This window comes from Streptomyces sp. NPDC004752 (assembly GCF_053601275.1).
Genome location: NZ_JBSGBN010000001.1, coordinates 77,198 through 93,846, shown reverse-complemented (window position 1 = coordinate 93,846; position 16,649 = coordinate 77,198). Strand labels below are relative to the sequence as shown.

Genomic DNA, 16,649 nt, shown 5'->3' with positions numbered 1-16,649 from the left:
CCTCACCGTGCGAATCGGCGCGCTCGCGGTGCCGTCGGCGCCACCGCGTCGGCGGTGAGGGCTCTGGCCCGGTGGGCGGCGAGACAGCTCGCGGCGCCGTGTCGTGCACGTCGGCGCCGGGATCAGCGCCGCACTTCGCCGCGCCCGCTTGGCGCCGTAACTCGAAAAAGCAGTGGCCGCGCGGGCTCGGGGCCACATACGTTCGCCTCCATGGGTGATGCAACTTTCGGGCATCCGCGCCTCGCCGCCATCTACGATCCACTCGATCCGGACCGCAGCGATCTTGACGCGTATCTCGCGATGGTGGAGGAGTTCGGCGCGCGGTCCGTGCTGGACATCGGGTGCGGTACGGGCGTGTTCGCGCTGCTGCTCGCCGAGCGCGGGATTGCGGTCACCGGGATCGATCCCGCGCGGGCGTCCGTCGACGTCGCGCGTGGCAAGCCGGGCGCGGAGCGGGTGCGCTGGCTCGACGGCGACGCAGGGGACCTGCCGCCCCTGCAGATCGACCTGGTGACGATGACCGGGAACGTCGCCCAGGCGATCGCCGACCCGCAGGCGTGGCGTACGACGCTGCGCGGCGCGTACGAGGCGCTGCGGCCCGGCGGGCGGCTTGTCCTCGAGACGCGCGATCCGGCCCACCGCGTGTGGGAGGAGTGGGCGGAGTGGACGCGCGAGACCACGTACCGCATGACGGACATCCCGGGCGTCGGCCGCGTCGAGACCTGGGCCGAGCTGACGGACGTGAGCCTGCCCCTGGTGAGCTTCCGGGGTACGCACGTGTTCGCTGCGGACGGGGCCGTACTGACCTCGGAATCGACACTTCGCTTCCGCGAACGTACGCAGATCGAGGGGGACTTGCACGAACACGGCTTCGTCGTCGAGGACGTACGCGACGCACCCGACCGACCGGGCAAGGAGTTCGTGTTCGTGGCGCAGCGCAGTACCGCGGAGCCCGTCCCTCCCGGAATGCCCTAGGGGAGCGGGCTGCGCTACTACGCCGAGGCCCGGCACCGGGCCGCCGAGCCGGACAAGCCGGTCGGCCGTGCAAGCGACGAGGACGTGGTGACCGCCGGACCTCGATACCAGCCGTTGTGTCATTGGTGAACAATTGCTAGTGTCGCGTCATGACCGCCGCAAGAGCCATCGAGCGTCCGCCCGGCAATGTTGTCCGGCACACGGTCGTCGACTCGGTGGTGGAGCTCATCCGCAACGACATCCTCGACGGCGTCCTGCCGCCGGGCACGGAACTGCCAGAGGTCCGGCTCGCCGAGCGGTACGGGGTCTCCCGTCGCACCGCACGCCAGGCCATCGACGTCCTCGACCGCATCGGCCTGGTCCGTCACGAGCAGCACAAGCGCACGACCGTAACGGAGTTGACCCCGAGCACCGTCCGCGACCTCTACGAGGTGCGGCGCACCCTGGAGTCGGCCGGAGCAGAGGCGTGCGCCCACTGCCCGGACGCAGCCCTGGCCAACCTCACCCGGGACTTCACAGCGCTCGAACAAGCCACCGACCTGGGTGGCCCCCGCGAGGTGATACAGGCAGATCTCCGCTTCCACCAGGCAGTGGTGCGGCTGATCGGCAGCCGGCGCATCGACCGGTTCTTCGAAGAGATCGCCGGAGAGATGCTGTTCGCCATCGCCGTGCTGGAGTCGGTGCACCACGAGACGTCGGCGCGGCCCGCGGATGCGCTGGCCGAGCACCGCGCGATTCTCGACGCGCTCCTCGCCCGCGACCCGAAGACAGCCCGGGCGTTGCTGGTGGAGCACGCCGACGTCAATGAACGTCTCCTCCTGGAGATCGTCCAGCCCTGACCCCGAGCGGATCCGGTGCCTCGCGCGAGACACCGGTCCGTTCGTCCATGTTTGTTCGCCATGTTTGTTCACCAATAGAGCAATGAGGCAGTTGGAGGTCCTTCCATGAGCCCGGATGCCACCGTACGCATACCCGAGCGCGTACGCGTTCCAGAAGCAGCCGTCGTCGAAGTCCTGCGAACTCGCTATGGCCTGAAGGCCACCGCCGTGGAGTCCCTGCACGGCGAGATCGACCACAACCTGCGCGTCCGCCTCGCCGACGACACCTCTGTCCTCGTCAAGGTCGGTCGCAGCGCCGCAGCCGGCGCGGGCGAGGCGTGGCGCTGGCAGCAGCGGCTGATCCAGGAGACCGTCAAGCGCGAGCCGGGCATCCCCGTACCGGAAGTCATTCCCGCGGTGGACGGCGAGACGATCATCGACTTCGCGGTGGCGGGGGAGAACTACGCTCTCCAGGTGGGTCGTTGGCTCGACGGCCGCATCCTCGCCGACATTCCCCGGCACTCGCCCGCTCTGCTACGGGAACTCGGTGGCACCGCCGCACGCCTGGCCACCGCGCTCAGCGACCTGCCCGCCCACGATGCCCCCAGCACGCACGAATGGCACCTGCTCACCGCCCCGGCCGCCATCCGAGCACAACTCCCTTCCGTGCCGGACCCGGAACACCACCGCATCGTGGAAACGGTCCTGAACTGGTTCGAGGCGGAGGTGACACCCCGCCTGGAGACGCTCCCACTCGGAATCGTTCACCAGGACCTCAACGACTTCAACGTCCTTGCCACCGCCCCCGCCTTCGGCGAGCAGCGCATCAGCGGCGTCGTCGACTTCGGCGACGCCCTGCACACCGCACGGATCAGCGAACTCGCCGTCGCCGGCGCCTACGCGATGCTGCGCAAGGACGACCCCCTGCGCGCCCTGGCCGACGTCGTGGGTGGCTGGTCAGAAGTGATCGAGAGCGAGCCCGGCGAACTCGATGTCGTCTACCCGCTGGCCGCCCTGCGGCTCGTACTCAACGCCGTCACCTGGACCCACCGGTCGCCCGACGCCACCGACGCCTATGCGCGGTCGCGGTCGCGCCACACCTGGCCGACGCTGCGCCGCCTCGTCGCGATCTTGCCGGCCCGCGCCCGGGCCGTGCTGCACTCGGTGGCCCGCAGGCCCGCACCGCCCCAGGTCGCCGGTCTCGCGGCGTGGCTCTCGCGTGCCGAGCCGCAGCCAGTGGTCGAGCGCCCCGCTGTCGCCGTCGATCTCACCGTGAACTCGCCCGTGTTCGACGACGTACAGCTCGGCGACGTGCCGGCGGCGCGGCGGGCGATGCGGGACGCGGCGGCCGACGGTGTGCCGGTCGGCCCGCACCTTCGCTCTCGCTTCACCCGGCTGGCCAGGCGGCGGACCGACGCGGCGGAACCGGCCACCCTGCACCTCGGCCGCGAACTGCACCTCGCCGAGGGCGATGTCGTCCGCCTGCCGTTCGACGGCACCGTCGAAGACCGCACCGACACGCAACTGATCATCCGTCATATGCCTGCCGACGGAGCACCCTTCTGGGCCCGCTGGACCGGACTGCTCTCCCCGGCCGCGCAGGGCACTGCCCTGACGGCAGGCGACGTCCTCGGGCAGGCCGGAACCCGGCCCGTCGCCGTCAGCCTGTTCACCGACGAGGCGACCGCGCTCGCCGCCGACGGCGACTACGTACCACGCTGGCAGGTGCCCGCCTGGTCCCGCATCAGCCCGGACCCGGGCCCCTACCTCGGTGTCGCGGCCGACGAGGACGCCGACCGCTGGGACATCCACCGTGTACAGAGCACGCGAGACGCCCACTTCGGCCGCTCCCAGCGCAGCTACTACGCGCGCCCCATGAACCTGGTGCGCGGCCAAGACACCTGGCTGTACGACGAGGACGGCCTCGGCTACCTCGACCCGATCAACAACGTCACCCACGTCGGCCACGCCAACCCCCGTGTGACTCGGGCCGCGACGCGACAGATGAGTCGCCTGAACACAAACAGCCGCTTCGTCTACGACGGCATCGCCCGCTACGCGCAGCGCCTCGCCGCCACCCTCCCCGACCCCCTTGAGGTCGTCTTCCTCGTCTGCAGCGGCAGCGAGGCCAACGACCTCGCGCTCCGCATCGCCCGCCAGGTGACGGGCCGACAGGATGTGCTGGTCATCGACGGCGCCTACCACGGAAACACCGGCGCGGTCACCGCCATCAGCCCCAACCGCTACAAGGGCCCGGGCGGCAGCGGCACCCCGCTCACCACCCATGAGGTCCCCTTCCCCGACCGCTACCGGGGCCCATACGGATACGACGACCCCCAGGCCGGTCCCCGCTATGCGCGCCATGTCGCCGAGGCCGCCCAGTCCCTCACCGCCCAAGGCCGACCGCCCGCCGCGTTCTTCGCCGAGTCGCTGATGGGGACCGCCGGCAATATCCGCCACCCCGACGGCTACCTGCGCGAAGCCTTCGCCGCCGTACGAGCACAGGGCGGCTTCGCCGTCTCCGACGAGGTGCAGGTCGGCTTCGGCCGCACCGGGGACACCTTCTGGTGCTTCGAGTCGCACGGCGTCGTGCCGGACATCGTCACCATGGGAAAGCCGATCGGCAACGGCCACCCGCTGGCGGCGCTCGTCACCACCCGCGAGATCGCTGACGCCTTCGACACCGGCATGAAGTACTTCAACACCTTCGGCGGCAACCCCGTCTCCTGCGAGATCGGCCTCGCCGTCCTCGACGAGATCGAGGAACGCGGACTGCAGCACAACGCGGCCACCGTCGGAGGCCGCTTCCTCGAGCGGCTCCACGGACTCGCCGACCACCACCCGATCATCGGCGACGTCCGCGGCCACGGCCTCTACCTCGGCGTGGAACTCGTACGCGACCGCAGCACCCGCGAACCAGCCGCCGCCGAGGCGATGGAGATCAGCGAACGCCTCAAGGACGAGGGCGTCATCAGCTACCCCACCGGCGTCCACAACAACGTACTGAAGCTCAAGCCCCCCATGACCATCACGGACAAGGACACCGACGTCTTCGTCACCACCCTGGACGGAGTGCTTCGCCAGGGCTGACACCTCAGTGTCTGTCAGTGGGCGTCGGATGGTGTGTCGGCCACGGTGAAGGAGTACGACAGCGCGAACGGTCCATGGCCGTATGTCACGGTGATCACATCGCGAGGTGCGGCGTTCAGCGCCGCCAGGCTGAGGGTCGCATTGAGCGTCTTCGAGTTCTTCCCCGTCTGTGTGACGGTCAAGGGCTTGGTGCCGCGGTCGCCCACTCGCACCTCGACCGTGCCCTGGTCGAGGGTGTCGGCGTCCAGGTTCAAGGGCGCGGCCAGGTCGACTCGCACCTTCGCATCCCGCTGCACGACATGTGCGGGGGCACGGTCATGGGTGCTTACCTTGAGATGTGTCTGGTCGGCCGCCCGCCAGGCCAGCGATTCGTTCCACGCGGTGTTGAAGGCGACCCAGCCCTCGGTGTGGCCGAGGTTGCCCTGCTCGGGATGGAAGGGATAGTGCCCGTTCTTCGGGCTCCCGTCGAGTACGCCAGGCACGTTCTCCAGCAGTCCCGCGCCGCCGTAGTATTCGGAGAACCAGCCGTGCTCCACGCCCTCGAATCCCACCTGCTCGTCGGGCGCGTCGTACGAAGCGTGCCGGCCTGTGGGGTTGCGGCCGAAGATGTTGTCGACCTGCGCCGTGGCGATCTCCCGGAGTCTCCCGGCCAACGGATCGTTTCCCAACAGTCGCGCCGCGGCGAGTGCCGGCGCGGAGAAACCAGCGACGTTCCCGACCTCGTTGGGGTCGTCGGCGCCGCCCCCGTTGAAGGCCGGGATCGTCCAGCGGTCGTCGGAGTACCGGCGGAAGTCCCAGAGATTGTCCGAGCGGTCGACCACAAGGTGAGCCCAGTCCCGGACGAACTGCTTGATGCCCTCGGGAGCCTCGCGCGGGTACGACTCGGCGAACTGCACCAGGCCGGTGATCAGTACATACTCACTCTGCCGCTGTCCCTTGGTGACGCGCGGATCCGAGAGGTCCAGGTGGTCGATCAGCCAGTCGGCCTGGTCCTGAGCGGCATTGAGATAACGGCCGGCATCATCACGGCCCTCGCGTTTCGCCACCTCGTACATCATCAGGTTCGGCCACACCGAGTGGCCCGGCGCGAGTTCCCCCTTTCCGGTTCCCACCTCCTTGTACACCTGGAACAGGTCCCCTGTGTGGGGCGTGAATGCCTGCCAGTAGTACCGATCGCGAGCGGGGTCACCCCAGGAGGCGAAAAGGTGATCGCAGGCCCGCCGGTAGACCGAGGCCGGGATGTACTTGTCGAGCTGCGGGTAGGCATAGACGAACGCGGCCAACTGTTCCTTGAGTTGGGGATCGTTGACGTCTCCTTGCAGTAGCAGCTCGACGCCCCAGTAGATGAGACGCACGATGTCCGGGGTGCCTCCCGGCAGGGTCACCGGAAGCCCCCCATAGTCGGCACCGTCCACATGTATCTGATCGAACGCACTTGGGTTGGCCAGATACATGTCGACGAGGGTCTGGATCTCTCGCGAGTAGTGTGCCGCGTCGCGCCAGGCCACACCTTTCATGCAGTCGCGCGGGCCGTACTCGTCGCTGACCGGCTCGGCTGTCTTGCGTGTGTAGTCACCGAAGTAGCACCGGCTGCCCGCCATGAACTCAAGGGCGCGCCGATAGGACACTCGGTCGATCCAGTACGCACCGATCCCGAAGGGCACCGAGGCGCCCACCCCGGCCACTCCTGTGACGGTGACGACGAAGTTGCCTGTGTCGCGCGGGTCGAACGCGGTGAACTCTCCTACGCCGCCCTTGACCTTGCCCCGGTATCTGACCCTGCCGGATGTGTCGGTGACCGTGAATGTCGCGCCGTCCTCGGCCCGTGGCGCGGTGAACCGCTTGGACTCGCCGAGGCCGAAGCCGCTTTGGTTGAGCAGCACTGGCTGGGCGGCCATGGGATCACCTCCCGCCACTTTGACGGAAGCTCGATCGGCCACCGCAGAGGCGGTGCCTGGGACAACTCCCAGGACCAGTGCACCTATAGCCACGAACAAGCGGGCCTTCATGGATCACCTCACGGTTTGACGCAACTGAATTTCTCGGGACGCAGGCTTTTGTCGAATTGCGCATGCGGCATGGCTGGTTGCCGGAAAACTGGTGTCGGAGCGCGCGACGACGCCGAGGGATTTGTTGGTGACTCGTTGTGGCAAGGTCACTGAAGGGACTCGGCCAGCACGACGACTTCCCCTGCCGGAATGGTGACCTCGCCCGACGAGCGGGTGCCGGACATGAGGTCGATTCCTGTTGCGGCCACCTGCGCGGGGTGGCTGGTGTGGTTGACGGCGAAGAGCCAGATCCTGCCGTTGGGCGCGATGCGGCGGATCACTTCGACCCCATGGCCGGCTCCCTGGACCGGAGGAGCACAGCCGGCGTGTGCCGCCCACTGCGGAAGCAGGCGCAGCAGGGAGGAGTGTTCCGGGCGGGTGGCCAGGTATCGGGTGGTGCCGCGACGGAGGACGGCTGGGCCTCCCTCCGCAGGGCCGTCGGTGAATCGCAGCTCCACCTCCGTACCCGGGTCGGGCAGGACACGCTCGGCCCACAGACGGCCGGTCGAGCCGTCGTCCAGGCCGACCGTCCCTCCGGCAGCGAGCGGAAGGTACTCGTCCACCCGCAGGCCGAGCAGGTCACGCAGCGCGCCGGGATACGGGCCGGGGTGCATACGGTCGTGCGGGTCGACCAAACCGCTGAAGGGGCCAACGACCAGGTGGCCGCCGCGTGCCGCATACTCCTCCAACGCCCGGGCCGTGTCGGTGGACAGGGCGTGGAGTGAGGGCACCAGCAGAAGGCGCTGTTCGCCGGGGGCGGGAACCAGGTCGCAGGACAGCCCCAAGGTCCACAGTGCACGGTGCCAGTCACGGAGCACATCGGAATACGTCATGTCACCGCTGGGCCGGTGGGGCAGTTGCAGGGCCCACATGGCTTCGTAGTCCAGCAGCAGGGCAATGTCGGCCGGCGGGCAGGTGCTGCCGGCGATGTCGGCGAGACCGGCCACGGTGTTGCCGAGGGCTTTGGCCTCCCGCCAGATCCTGGTGTCCTCTCCACCGTGGGGGACCATGGCCGAGTGCCACTTCTCCGGGCCGTAGGCGGACTGGCGCCACTGGAAGAACAGGGCACCATCGGCGCCTCGCGCGAGATGGGTCAGGGTGTTACGGGCCATTTCCCCGGGAACCTTGGCGAGGTTGCGGGGCTGCCACTGCACTGCGGAGGTGGAGTGCTCCATGAGCATCCAGGGCTGTCCGCCGGCCAGAGAACGCGTGAGGTCGGCGGCGAAGGCGAGGCCGGCGGCACGGTCGGGGTCCTCGGACATGAGGTAGTGGTCGTTCGAGACGATGTCGACCTCGCGCGCCCAGCGCCAGTAGTCGCTCCAGCGGAGCGCGCCGGCCATGAAGTTGGTGGTGATGGCGCGTCCGGGGGAGTGAGCGCGTACGATGTCACGCTCGGCGCGGAAGCAATCCAGATGTTCGGCGTCGCTGAAACGGTAGAAATCCAACCACAGCCCCGGCGAGAGGCTGCTGGTGCTGGTGCGCGGCGGAATGACCTGTTCCCAGTCGCTGTACCGCATGCCCCAAAGCGTCGTTCCCCAGCGGTCGTTGAGGGCGTCCAGGTCGTCGCCGTACGTGGTGCGCAGCCAGTCACGGAACGCGTCGGCCGAGGCCGCGCACCAGCAGTGGGCGTTGGCGTTGGCGTACTCGTTGTTGATGTGCCACATCACCACGGCCGGGTGGTCGCCGTAGCGTTCGGCGAGGCGGCGGGTGACCAGCGCGGCGCGTTCCCGATAGGCAGAGGACGAGGGGCAGTACGCCTGACGGGAGCCGGGCGCCAGCGTTCGCCCGTCCGCTGTCACAGGCAGCGATTCGGGGTGAGCGTGGGAGAACCACAGCGGGGGCGCAGCGGTCGGTGTGGCCAGATCGACGGCGATGCCCGACTCGTGCATCAGGGCGATGACCTCGTCGAGGCCGGAGAAGTCGAAGGCGTCCGGCCTGGGTTCGATCCAGGACCAGGCGAAGACGCCGAGGGTCACCAGGTTGACGTCGGCCTCGCGCATCAGGCGGACATCGTCCTTCCAGGTTGCTCTGTCCCATTGCTCCGCGTTGTAGTCGGCGCCGTAGGCGGGTCGCGGAATACGGCTCCATGCGGGGTTCGGATGGTCGGATCGCGGCATGGGAGTACTCCTGAGTCCTGAGCTTCGAAGTGTCGGATCGGTGGGGTGGCTGCCCAGGTGGGCAGGTGGGCAGGTGGGGGAGCGGGGCGAGGCACTGGGTCGACATCAGGGAGCACCCATCCGACACCGGTCAGAGCGGTGGGCGCCTTGCTCACGAGGACGTGCGGGATCGGCAGGCCGGACGTCAGAGGGAGGAGGGGGCGCGCACGACGTCCCGTCATGCTGCTCAATGCGGGATCTGTGAGGCGGCAAGCGATGCTGCGCGCCCCAAGCACCCCGAGCACCCCAAGCACGCTCAACGTAGGCGGGCCGTGTCGGGGTGTCAATGCGTGGGCGGGCGTCGGCAGTGACGCGTCGGAACAGCCTCCCGTCTGCCGCCAACCGAATCCCGGGGCCGACCGGCTACGCGATGCTGCTTCGGTCGCGGTCCAGGAACGGGTCTTTCACCTGGGGCTTCCCGCGACGAATGAGGCAAGTCGACCGCGCTGGTGGCCCGTTGCGGCCCGCTACCGGCTGGCGTTGGCTCAAAAAAACCTTCACGTCACACTCTTGACGCCATGTTGCAACGTCCGTACGTTCCCTGGTCATACGTAGAAGCAGAGCTGAGGAGTCCCCGACGTCAGTGCTCATACGTATGAGCACTTCGTATGCGCCCCGCACCGCCCTCACGAGGAGCCAGGAGTCAGCCATGTCCACGAGAAGAGCTTTCCTAGCGCGCACCGCGGCAGCGGCCGTCGTGATCCCCCTCGGAGCGGGCGCCTGCACGGCCGGTACCGGCGGAACCGGGGCGGGCGGGAACAGCAAGCGGGCGCTCGTGTTCGGCAAGACCGACGGCGGGACGACGTTCGTCCGCAACTACAACATGTTCGGCCCCGCCGTTCAGAAGTCGCCCAACAGCGAGTTGATCTATGAGCCGCTGGCGCGGATCGACTACAGCGACGGCGCGAAGATCAAGCCCTGGCTGGCCAAGAGCCTGGAGTTCGACGCCTCCGGCACCACGCTCACGGTGCAGCTGCGCGACGATGTGACGTTCTCCGACGGCCGGCCCATGACCGCCGATGACGTGGTCTTCTCACTGGGCATCCCGCTCAAGGGCCCCGAGTTCAACACCGGTGGCACCACCTACGCCCGCGTCGCCAAGAAGGACGCCGGCACCGTCACCGTCCACTGGAAGCAACCGGCCTTCAGTGAATTGGGTCAGCTCGCATCGCCGCAGGTGCCGGTCGTGCCCCAACACATCTGGGAGGGGAAGGACCTCAAGAGCTGGACCAACCCCGACCCGGTGGGCACCGGCCCCTTCACCCTGGAGCGGTTCGCGTCCCAGCAGGTCACCCTCGGCGCCAGGGACGACTACTGGGGCGGCAGGTTTGCCCTGAAGCAGCTCAAAATCATCCCGACCAGCGGCGACTCCGTACGAGCCCAGCTGCTGCGCGGCGAGGTGGACTGGGCGCTCATCGCCTGGAACGGAGCGGAGAAGGAGTACGAGGCGAAGGACCCCAAGCACCACCTGTATCAGAAGTACGCAACCGGCGGTTCCTACGCCCTCTTCTTCAACACCGCCAAGGCCCCCTTCGACAACGTCCATCTGCGGCGGGCGCTGGCGATGACGATTCCGCGCAAGGACATCGTCACCACGCTTCAGCGTCCCGGCACGGAGGCGGGCCCCACCGGACTGGTCGACGAGGTCTTCGGCGACGCGATCCTGCCCGAGTACCGGCACAAGGTGCAGCCGGTGGACGCCGCCGGAGCGCAGCAGGAGCTGGCGCTGAGCGGCTTCAGGGTTCAGGGCGGCAAGCTGGTCAAGGACGGCAAGTCCTACGCTCCGAAACTCTCGTTCAACCAGGAATACGGCTGGGACCCGTATGCCAACATCATGATCCGCAGCTGGCAGAAGCACCTGGGGATCGAGGTGAAGTCGGTCGGCGCCCCCGCTGCCAATCTCTACGAGCAGCAGCAGACCGGCGACTTCGACCTCACCATCAACTTCACCCTCGGTGCCGGCATCGGCGGCATCTACAGCGCGCTGAGCAGCCGGGCCTACCGCCCGCTCGGTGCGAAGGCCGCCACCAACTTCGGGCGCTGGAAGGACAAGGCCACCGATGACGCGCTCGGAAAGCTCCTGGGGACGAACGAACCCGCGGTGACGAGGAGCGCGGGGCACGAGCTCCAGAAGATCCTCGTCGAACAGGTGCCGTACAGCCCCATCTACAACAGCTACTGGTTCATAGCCATCAACGCCGGTCACTGGGCCGGCTGGCCCACCCCCGAGCGCTTCTCCCATGTGCCGTTCCCCGGTCTGGGACCCGACACCACGCTCACCCTCCTGAACCTGAAGCAGGCCGCCAAGTGACCGCAGTGAGCGCTCCGCCGGCGCTTGCCGCGCGGCCGGCCGGGGTGTTTCGGCGCTGGAGGTTCCTCGCGCGTCGCCTCGGCTTCTATCTGGCCGCCGCCTGGTCGGCGATCACCTTGAACTTCTTTCTGCCCCGGCTGATGCCGGGCGACCCGTCCGCCGGTATCGTCGACAAACTCCAGCGGGTCAGCGGCCAGCAACTGTCGCCGAGCGCCCTGGAGTCGATCCAGAAGGTCTTCGGCGAGCCGGACGCCAACCTCGGCCGCCAGTACCTCGACTACCTGGGCCAGCTGGCGCACTTCGACCTCGGTGTCTCGGTCAGCAACTTCCCCACGCCCGTGAGCGACCTGGTGTGGCAGGGCCTGCCCTGGACCCTGCTGCTCGTCGGCACCACCACGGTGATCGCGTTCGTGCTGGGCACGGGCATCGGCGCGGTGGCCGGCTGGAAGGCGGGCGGCCGTTTCGACACCGTCGTCAGCCCGCTCACCACCTTCGCCTCGTCCATCCCGTACTTCTGGATGGCGCTGCTCGGACTGTGGCTGTTCGGCTTCCTGCTGGGCTGGTCCCCGCTGTCCGGGGGATACGACGCCGACCTGCCGATCGGCGTCTCCCCGTCGTTCCTGCTGAGCGTGCTGCACTACGGGGCGCTGCCCGCGGCGACCATTGTGTTCTCGGCCTTCGGCGGCTGGCTGCTCGGCATGCGCAACATGACGGTGACCACCGTCCGCGAGGACTACGTCCTGCTTGCCCAGGCCAAGGGCCTGTCCGGCCGAAGGGTGATGCTCCGCTACGCGGCCCGCAACGCCGTCCTGCCGAACTTCACGGGCTTCGCCCTCGCCCTCGGCCACGTCGTCGGCGGCGCCCTGCTCACCGAAGTCGTCTTCAACTACCCGGGCATCGGCTACCTGCTCTACACCTCCCTCCAGCAGCGCGACTATCCGGTCATGCAGGGAGTCTTCTTCCTCATCATGCTGACCGTACTGCTGGCCAACCTGCTGGCCGACTCGGTGTACGCCCTGCTCGACCCGCGCATCAGAGAAGGCGGGTGACGGGCGTTGAGCACCGCATTCCTCACCAGTTGGAAGGTCCGCGCCGGTCTCGTCATCATGGCCTTCTTCTGCCTCCTGGCGGCGCTCGGCCCCTGGCTGACGCACACCCTGCTGGGCATCGACCCGCGGGCCAACGACATCAGCCTCATCGCCCAGCCGCCCAGCGCCGAACACCTGCTGGGCACCAACCAGTTCGGGCAGGACGTCCTCGCCCAGGTCATCGCAGGCGCCCGCGGCTCGATGTACGTCGGGTTGCTCGGCGCGGCGGTCGGCACGGCGATGGCGATCCTGGTCGGCGTACCGTCCGGGTACTACGGCGGCAAGGTGGACGCCGCCCTGAACTTCCTGACAAACCTGTTCCTCGTCCTTCCGGTGCTGCCGCTCATCCTGATCGTGGCCGGCTATCTGCAGGGCACCGGGCTCACCACCATCGCCCTGATCATCGGCTTCTTCGGCTGGTCGGGCGGGGCACGCACGCTGCGCGCCCAGGCCCTCAGCATCGCCAACCGTGACTTCGTACGGGCCATGCGGATGCTCGGCGAGCGCGGCCGACGACTGGTCTTCGCCGAAGTGCTGCCCCATCTGACCGGCCTCATCGCGTCGATGTTCCTGCACGCGATGATCGGCGCGGTGATGGCCGAGGCGGGACTCGCCTTCCTCGGTATCTCCGACTCCTCGGCGATCAGCTGGGGAACGATGATCCAGTCGGCGCAGCAGCAGAGCGCCGTACTGCGCGGCCTGTGGTGGTGGTTCGTACCGCCCGGCCTGTGCATCGCCCTGATCGGTACGGCCGCGGCCCTGGTCAACTTCGGCGTCGACGAAATCGCCAACCCCAAGCTGCGGGTCGCCCGGCCCGCGTCGGTACGGCGCGCCAAGCGGCTCGTGCGAGCGGGCGGTGGGGCGTGATGACCGGATGCCCCGTGCCGCCACGTTCGATGACCTTTCCGCCCGGAGGTGGATCCCGATGACCGTACAGGCCGAGCAGTACAGCCCGTCCGTGGCCCCCGCCGGGCAGGCCGTCCTTGAGGTCCGTGGCCTGACCGTCGAGTACGCCACCGACGGCGTCCCCGTACGCGCCTGCTCCGACGTGTCCTTCGCGCTGCGCCGGGGCGAGATCCTCGGCGTTGCCGGGGAGTCGGGCTCCGGGAAATCCACTTTGATCACCGCCCTGACCCGGCTGCAGCGTCCGCCCGCCCTCACCACCGCCGGGGAGATCCTCTTCCACAGCCGCGACGGCGCCCCACCCGTCGATCTCGTCGCGCTGGACAGCAAGCAGCTGCGCCGCTACCGGTGGACAGCACTGTCCATCGTGCTGCAGTCGGCGATGGACGCGCTGAATCCGGTGATGCGGATCGGCGCCCAGTTCGCCGACGTCCTGCGGGCCCGCGACCGCTCGCTGAACAAGCGGGACGCCTGGACGCGGGCGGCGGAACTGCTCGCCCTCGTCGGTATCTCCGCCGACCGGGTCCGCGACTTTCCGCACCAGCTCTCCGGCGGGATGCGGCAGCGCGCCGCCATCGCCCTGGCCCTGGCCTGCGGCCCCGAACTGGTGGTGATGGACGAGCCGACGACGGCGGTCGACGTCGTGATGCAGCGGCAGATCCTTGCTCAAGTGCTGCGACTGCGCCGGGAGTTGGGCTTCGCGGTCATTTTTGTCACGCACGATCTGACGCTGCTGCTCGAACTGGCCGACCGCATCGCCATCATGTACGCCGGCCGGATCGTCGAGGTGGGCGAGGCGGCAGCCCTCTACAGCACCCCGAAACACCCTTACACCCAGAGCCTGCGGGATTCCTTCCCGCCGTTGCATGCCCCGCTGCGCACCCTGCGCGGCATCCCCGGCACCCCGCCCGACCTGCGCCGCCCACCGGCGGGCTGTCCCTTTCACCCGCGCTGCGCGCGGCGGACCAGTGGTTGTGACCGTCGGCTGCCGGCCCTGTTGCCGGTAGGGCCGCAACCGGGGCACGAGGCGGCGTGCCTGCTGAACGAGACCGAGAACGACAGCGGCGAGACGGGAGGCGGGATCCGATGAGCAAGGTCCTGGACGAGAAGGCAGCCACGGCGGCAGAGGAGCCGGAGTACGTTCTGGAGGCACGGAACGTCTCCAAGCACTTCACCGTCCGCGGTCCACTCGGCCGCACCTCCGTCGTCCGGGCCGTCGAGGACGCCACCGTACGACTGAGACCCGGTCAGATCCTGGCGCTGGTGGGGGAGAGCGGCAGCGGCAAGACGACCCTCGCCCGGCTGCTGGCCCGCTTCCACGAACCGACCCAGGGCGAGATCGTGCTGCGCGGTGAGCCCTTGAGCGGCAGCCGGCGGGTCCGGCGCGCCTACCATTCCGAGGTGCAGCTGATCTTCCAGGACCCCTTCGGGTCACTGAACCCGCTGCACCGCGTCCGCTACAACCTCGACCGCGCGCTGTGCCTGCACCAGCCGCAGCTGACCGCCGCCGGGCGCGAACAGCGGATCACGGAGCTGCTGGAACGGGTCAGCCTCACCCCGGCCGCGGACTTCGCGGCGAAGTTCCCGCACGAGCTCTCCGGCGGGCAGCGCCAGCGCGTCGTGATCGCCCGCGCGCTCGCCGTGGAACCCAAGGTCCTGCTCGGGGACGAACCGATCTCCATGCTGGACGTGTCGATCCGGCTGGACATGCTCAACCTGCTCCAGCGGCTGCGCACCGAGGACGGCCTGGCCCTGCTGTACATCACGCACGACATCGCCAGCGCCCGTTACCTGTGCGACGAGATCGCCGTGATGTACGCCGGGCACATGGTGGAGTCGGGCCCCAAGGAGGACCTGATCGCCTCTCCGCAACACCCGTACACCAAACTGCTCATAGAGTCCTCCCCGGACCCCGAGCGCGGAGTGGGGGACCGTGCCACGCTCTTCGCGGGGGCCGACGAGTTGGGTGAGCCGCCCAGCCTGATCGACCCGCCGACGGGCTGCCGGTTCCACCCCCGTTGCCCGTTCGCGATGGCGGAATGCCGCAGCGAGGCACCGCCGCGCACGGAGCTGGGCGACGGGCACTGGACGACGTGCTGGCTGCACGTCAAGGGCAGGGCCGGGGAACTGGCCGAGACGACACACGCCGCGGCGACCGCCGCCCGGCGCGAGACGCTGCAGGGGGCATCGTGACAGCACGACGGCGTGACAGGGCGCCCAGCCAGGCGGACGTGGCACGGCTGGCCGGCGTGTCCCAGTCGGCGGTGTCCCGGGTGATCAGCGGAAACGCGGCGACCGCACGGATCCCGGAGGAGACGCGGCAGCGGGTCTTCGAGGCGGTGCGCAAGCTCGGATACGTCGCCAACCCCGCCGCGCGGGCCATGCGCAAGCAACGCAACAACCTGCTGGGCGTGCACACCTTCGAACGCGTCTTCCCACGCGTCCACGAGGACTTCTACTTCGAATTCCTGCTCGGGATCGAGGAACGGGCCGAGGAGACCGGCTTCGACCTGGTGCTGTTCACCTCGACCGGGTCCGGCAACGACGGCGAGCGCAGCATCTACCGCAATGGCACCAACCGGCTCAACCTGGCCGACGGCAGCATCCTGCTCGGTGTCGCCACCGACCGCGGCGAGCTGGCCCGGCTCTGGTACGAGGGCTACCCCTTCGTCCACATCGGCCGCCGTGACGTACCCGGCGCGGAGATCCCCCAGATCATCCCCGACTACCGGTCGGCGAGCGCGAAGATCGTGCAAAGGCTCGCGGAACACGGCCACCGGCGGCTCGGCTACGTACGCGAGTGGCTGCAGATGGAGCCGTACGACGACCGCCGCAACGGCTACGCGGAGGCCGTCGAGCGGCATGGGCTGACCGACACCTCCCCCGGTTTCCACGGCACACACGGCATCGAGGGTGCCTGGCTCGACGAGGTGGCGCGCGGCACGGTGACCGCGATCGTGGTGGAGAGCCAGCGGCTCGCCGAGTCCCTGCGCGAGCAACTGGCCGACCGTGGACGGAAGATACCGGATGATGTGTCCGTAGCCGTGCTGGAGGCGGCGCCCGCGGATCTGTCCGGACAGTGGGACTCCCTGGTGATCCCCCGCATCGAGATCGGCCGCATCGCCGTGGACCGGCTCCAGGCCATGCTCGACGCCCCCGAGCAGCGGACCGGGAGCCTGCTGGTGCCCTGCCCGCTGATCGCGGGCACGACCATCGCCACGGCCTGAGCGCTCCGCCGGGCCGACACTCCGCTGGGTGTG

Annotated in this window: 11 protein-coding genes; 9 read left to right on the top strand and 2 right to left on the bottom strand. The window is 68.9% G+C overall.

Features of this window, described 5'->3' with window-relative positions; all coding sequences use genetic code 11:
* Positions 1-210 precede the first annotated feature (210 nt).
* The 3 genes from ACWEKM_RS00420 (at position 211) to ACWEKM_RS00410 (ending at position 4,883) form a co-directional block, all read left to right on the top strand.
* Positions 211-975, top strand: a complete 765-nt coding sequence (locus ACWEKM_RS00420; RefSeq protein WP_451618899.1) for a class I SAM-dependent methyltransferase — start codon at positions 211-213, stop codon at positions 973-975.
* A 149-nt stretch (positions 976-1,124) separates the two neighbouring features.
* The gene (locus ACWEKM_RS00415) at positions 1,125-1,814 is read left to right on the top strand and encodes a GntR family transcriptional regulator (RefSeq protein ID WP_451618898.1); all 690 of its coding nucleotides are present in this window, start codon (positions 1,125-1,127) and stop codon (positions 1,812-1,814) included.
* A 105-nt stretch (positions 1,815-1,919) separates the two neighbouring features.
* Positions 1,920-4,883 (top strand): aminotransferase class III-fold pyridoxal phosphate-dependent enzyme, encoded by a 2,964-nt coding sequence (locus ACWEKM_RS00410; RefSeq protein WP_451618897.1) that lies wholly within the window; start codon positions 1,920-1,922, stop codon positions 4,881-4,883.
* Between the two features lie 14 nt (positions 4,884-4,897).
* On the opposite strand, the gene ACWEKM_RS00405 is transcribed toward ACWEKM_RS00410, so the two are convergent.
* Both ACWEKM_RS00405 and ACWEKM_RS00400 read right to left on the bottom strand, forming a co-directional pair.
* A complete protein-coding gene (locus tag ACWEKM_RS00405; RefSeq protein ID WP_451618896.1) occupies positions 4,898-6,781 on the bottom strand; it encodes a hypothetical protein in 1,884 nt (627 codons plus the stop codon).
* 257 nt (positions 6,782-7,038) lie between these two features.
* Entirely contained in the window at positions 7,039-9,048 is a 2,010-nt protein-coding gene (locus ACWEKM_RS00400; protein WP_451618895.1) for a beta-galactosidase, read from the bottom strand.
* A gap of 688 nt (positions 9,049-9,736) precedes the next feature.
* Between ACWEKM_RS00400 and ACWEKM_RS00395 the strand changes: the two genes are divergently transcribed.
* From ACWEKM_RS00395 to ACWEKM_RS00370, 6 genes are read left to right on the top strand one after another with little or no spacing between them, the layout of a single operon-like run.
* Positions 9,737-11,398, top strand: coding sequence for an ABC transporter substrate-binding protein (locus ACWEKM_RS00395; protein ID WP_451618894.1), 1,662 nt, complete (start codon positions 9,737-9,739; stop codon positions 11,396-11,398).
* Positions 11,399-11,403: 5 nt separating this feature from the next.
* Entirely contained in the window at positions 11,404-12,447 is a 1,044-nt protein-coding gene (locus ACWEKM_RS00390) for an ABC transporter permease (protein ID WP_451619013.1), read from the top strand.
* A gap of 6 nt (positions 12,448-12,453) precedes the next feature.
* On the top strand, positions 12,454-13,353 hold the full coding sequence (locus ACWEKM_RS00385; protein WP_451618893.1) for an ABC transporter permease: 900 nt from the start codon (positions 12,454-12,456) through the stop codon (positions 13,351-13,353).
* Positions 13,354-13,411: 58 nt separating this feature from the next.
* Positions 13,412-14,479 carry an ABC transporter ATP-binding protein gene (locus ACWEKM_RS00380; RefSeq protein WP_451618892.1) on the top strand — a complete coding sequence of 356 codons (1,068 nt, stop codon included), beginning with the start codon at positions 13,412-13,414 and terminating at the stop codon, positions 14,477-14,479.
* A complete protein-coding gene (locus ACWEKM_RS00375; RefSeq protein ID WP_451618891.1) occupies positions 14,476-15,582 on the top strand; it encodes an ABC transporter ATP-binding protein in 1,107 nt (368 codons plus the stop codon). Before ACWEKM_RS00380 ends, ACWEKM_RS00375 begins: the two co-directional genes overlap by 4 nt.
* A complete protein-coding gene (locus ACWEKM_RS00370) occupies positions 15,579-16,616 on the top strand; it encodes a LacI family DNA-binding transcriptional regulator (protein ID WP_451618890.1) in 1,038 nt (345 codons plus the stop codon). The genes ACWEKM_RS00375 and ACWEKM_RS00370 overlap by 4 nt, the downstream gene beginning before the upstream one ends.
* The last annotated feature ends 33 nt before the right edge of the window (positions 16,617-16,649 follow it).

Bases quoted from the DNA above. Each gene is read 5' to 3' on its own strand.
- ACWEKM_RS00395 (WP_451618894.1), top strand. From the start codon at position 9,737: ATGTCCACGAGAAGAGCTTTCCTAGCGCGCACCGCGGCAGCGGCCGTC.
- ACWEKM_RS00405 (WP_451618896.1), bottom strand. From the start codon at position 6,781: ATGGCCGCCCAGCCAGTGCTGCTCAACCAAAGCGGCTTCGGCCTCGGC.
- ACWEKM_RS00380 (WP_451618892.1), top strand. From the start codon at position 13,412: ATGACCGTACAGGCCGAGCAGTACAGCCCGTCCGTGGCCCCCGCCGGG.
- ACWEKM_RS00400 (WP_451618895.1), bottom strand. From the start codon at position 9,048: ATGCCGCGATCCGACCATCCGAACCCCGCATGGAGCCGTATTCCGCGA.
- ACWEKM_RS00410 (WP_451618897.1), top strand. From the start codon at position 1,920: ATGAGCCCGGATGCCACCGTACGCATACCCGAGCGCGTACGCGTTCCA.
- ACWEKM_RS00420 (WP_451618899.1), top strand. From the start codon at position 211: ATGGGTGATGCAACTTTCGGGCATCCGCGCCTCGCCGCCATCTACGAT.
- ACWEKM_RS00375 (WP_451618891.1), top strand. From the start codon at position 14,476: ATGAGCAAGGTCCTGGACGAGAAGGCAGCCACGGCGGCAGAGGAGCCG.
- ACWEKM_RS00415 (WP_451618898.1), top strand. From the start codon at position 1,125: ATGACCGCCGCAAGAGCCATCGAGCGTCCGCCCGGCAATGTTGTCCGG.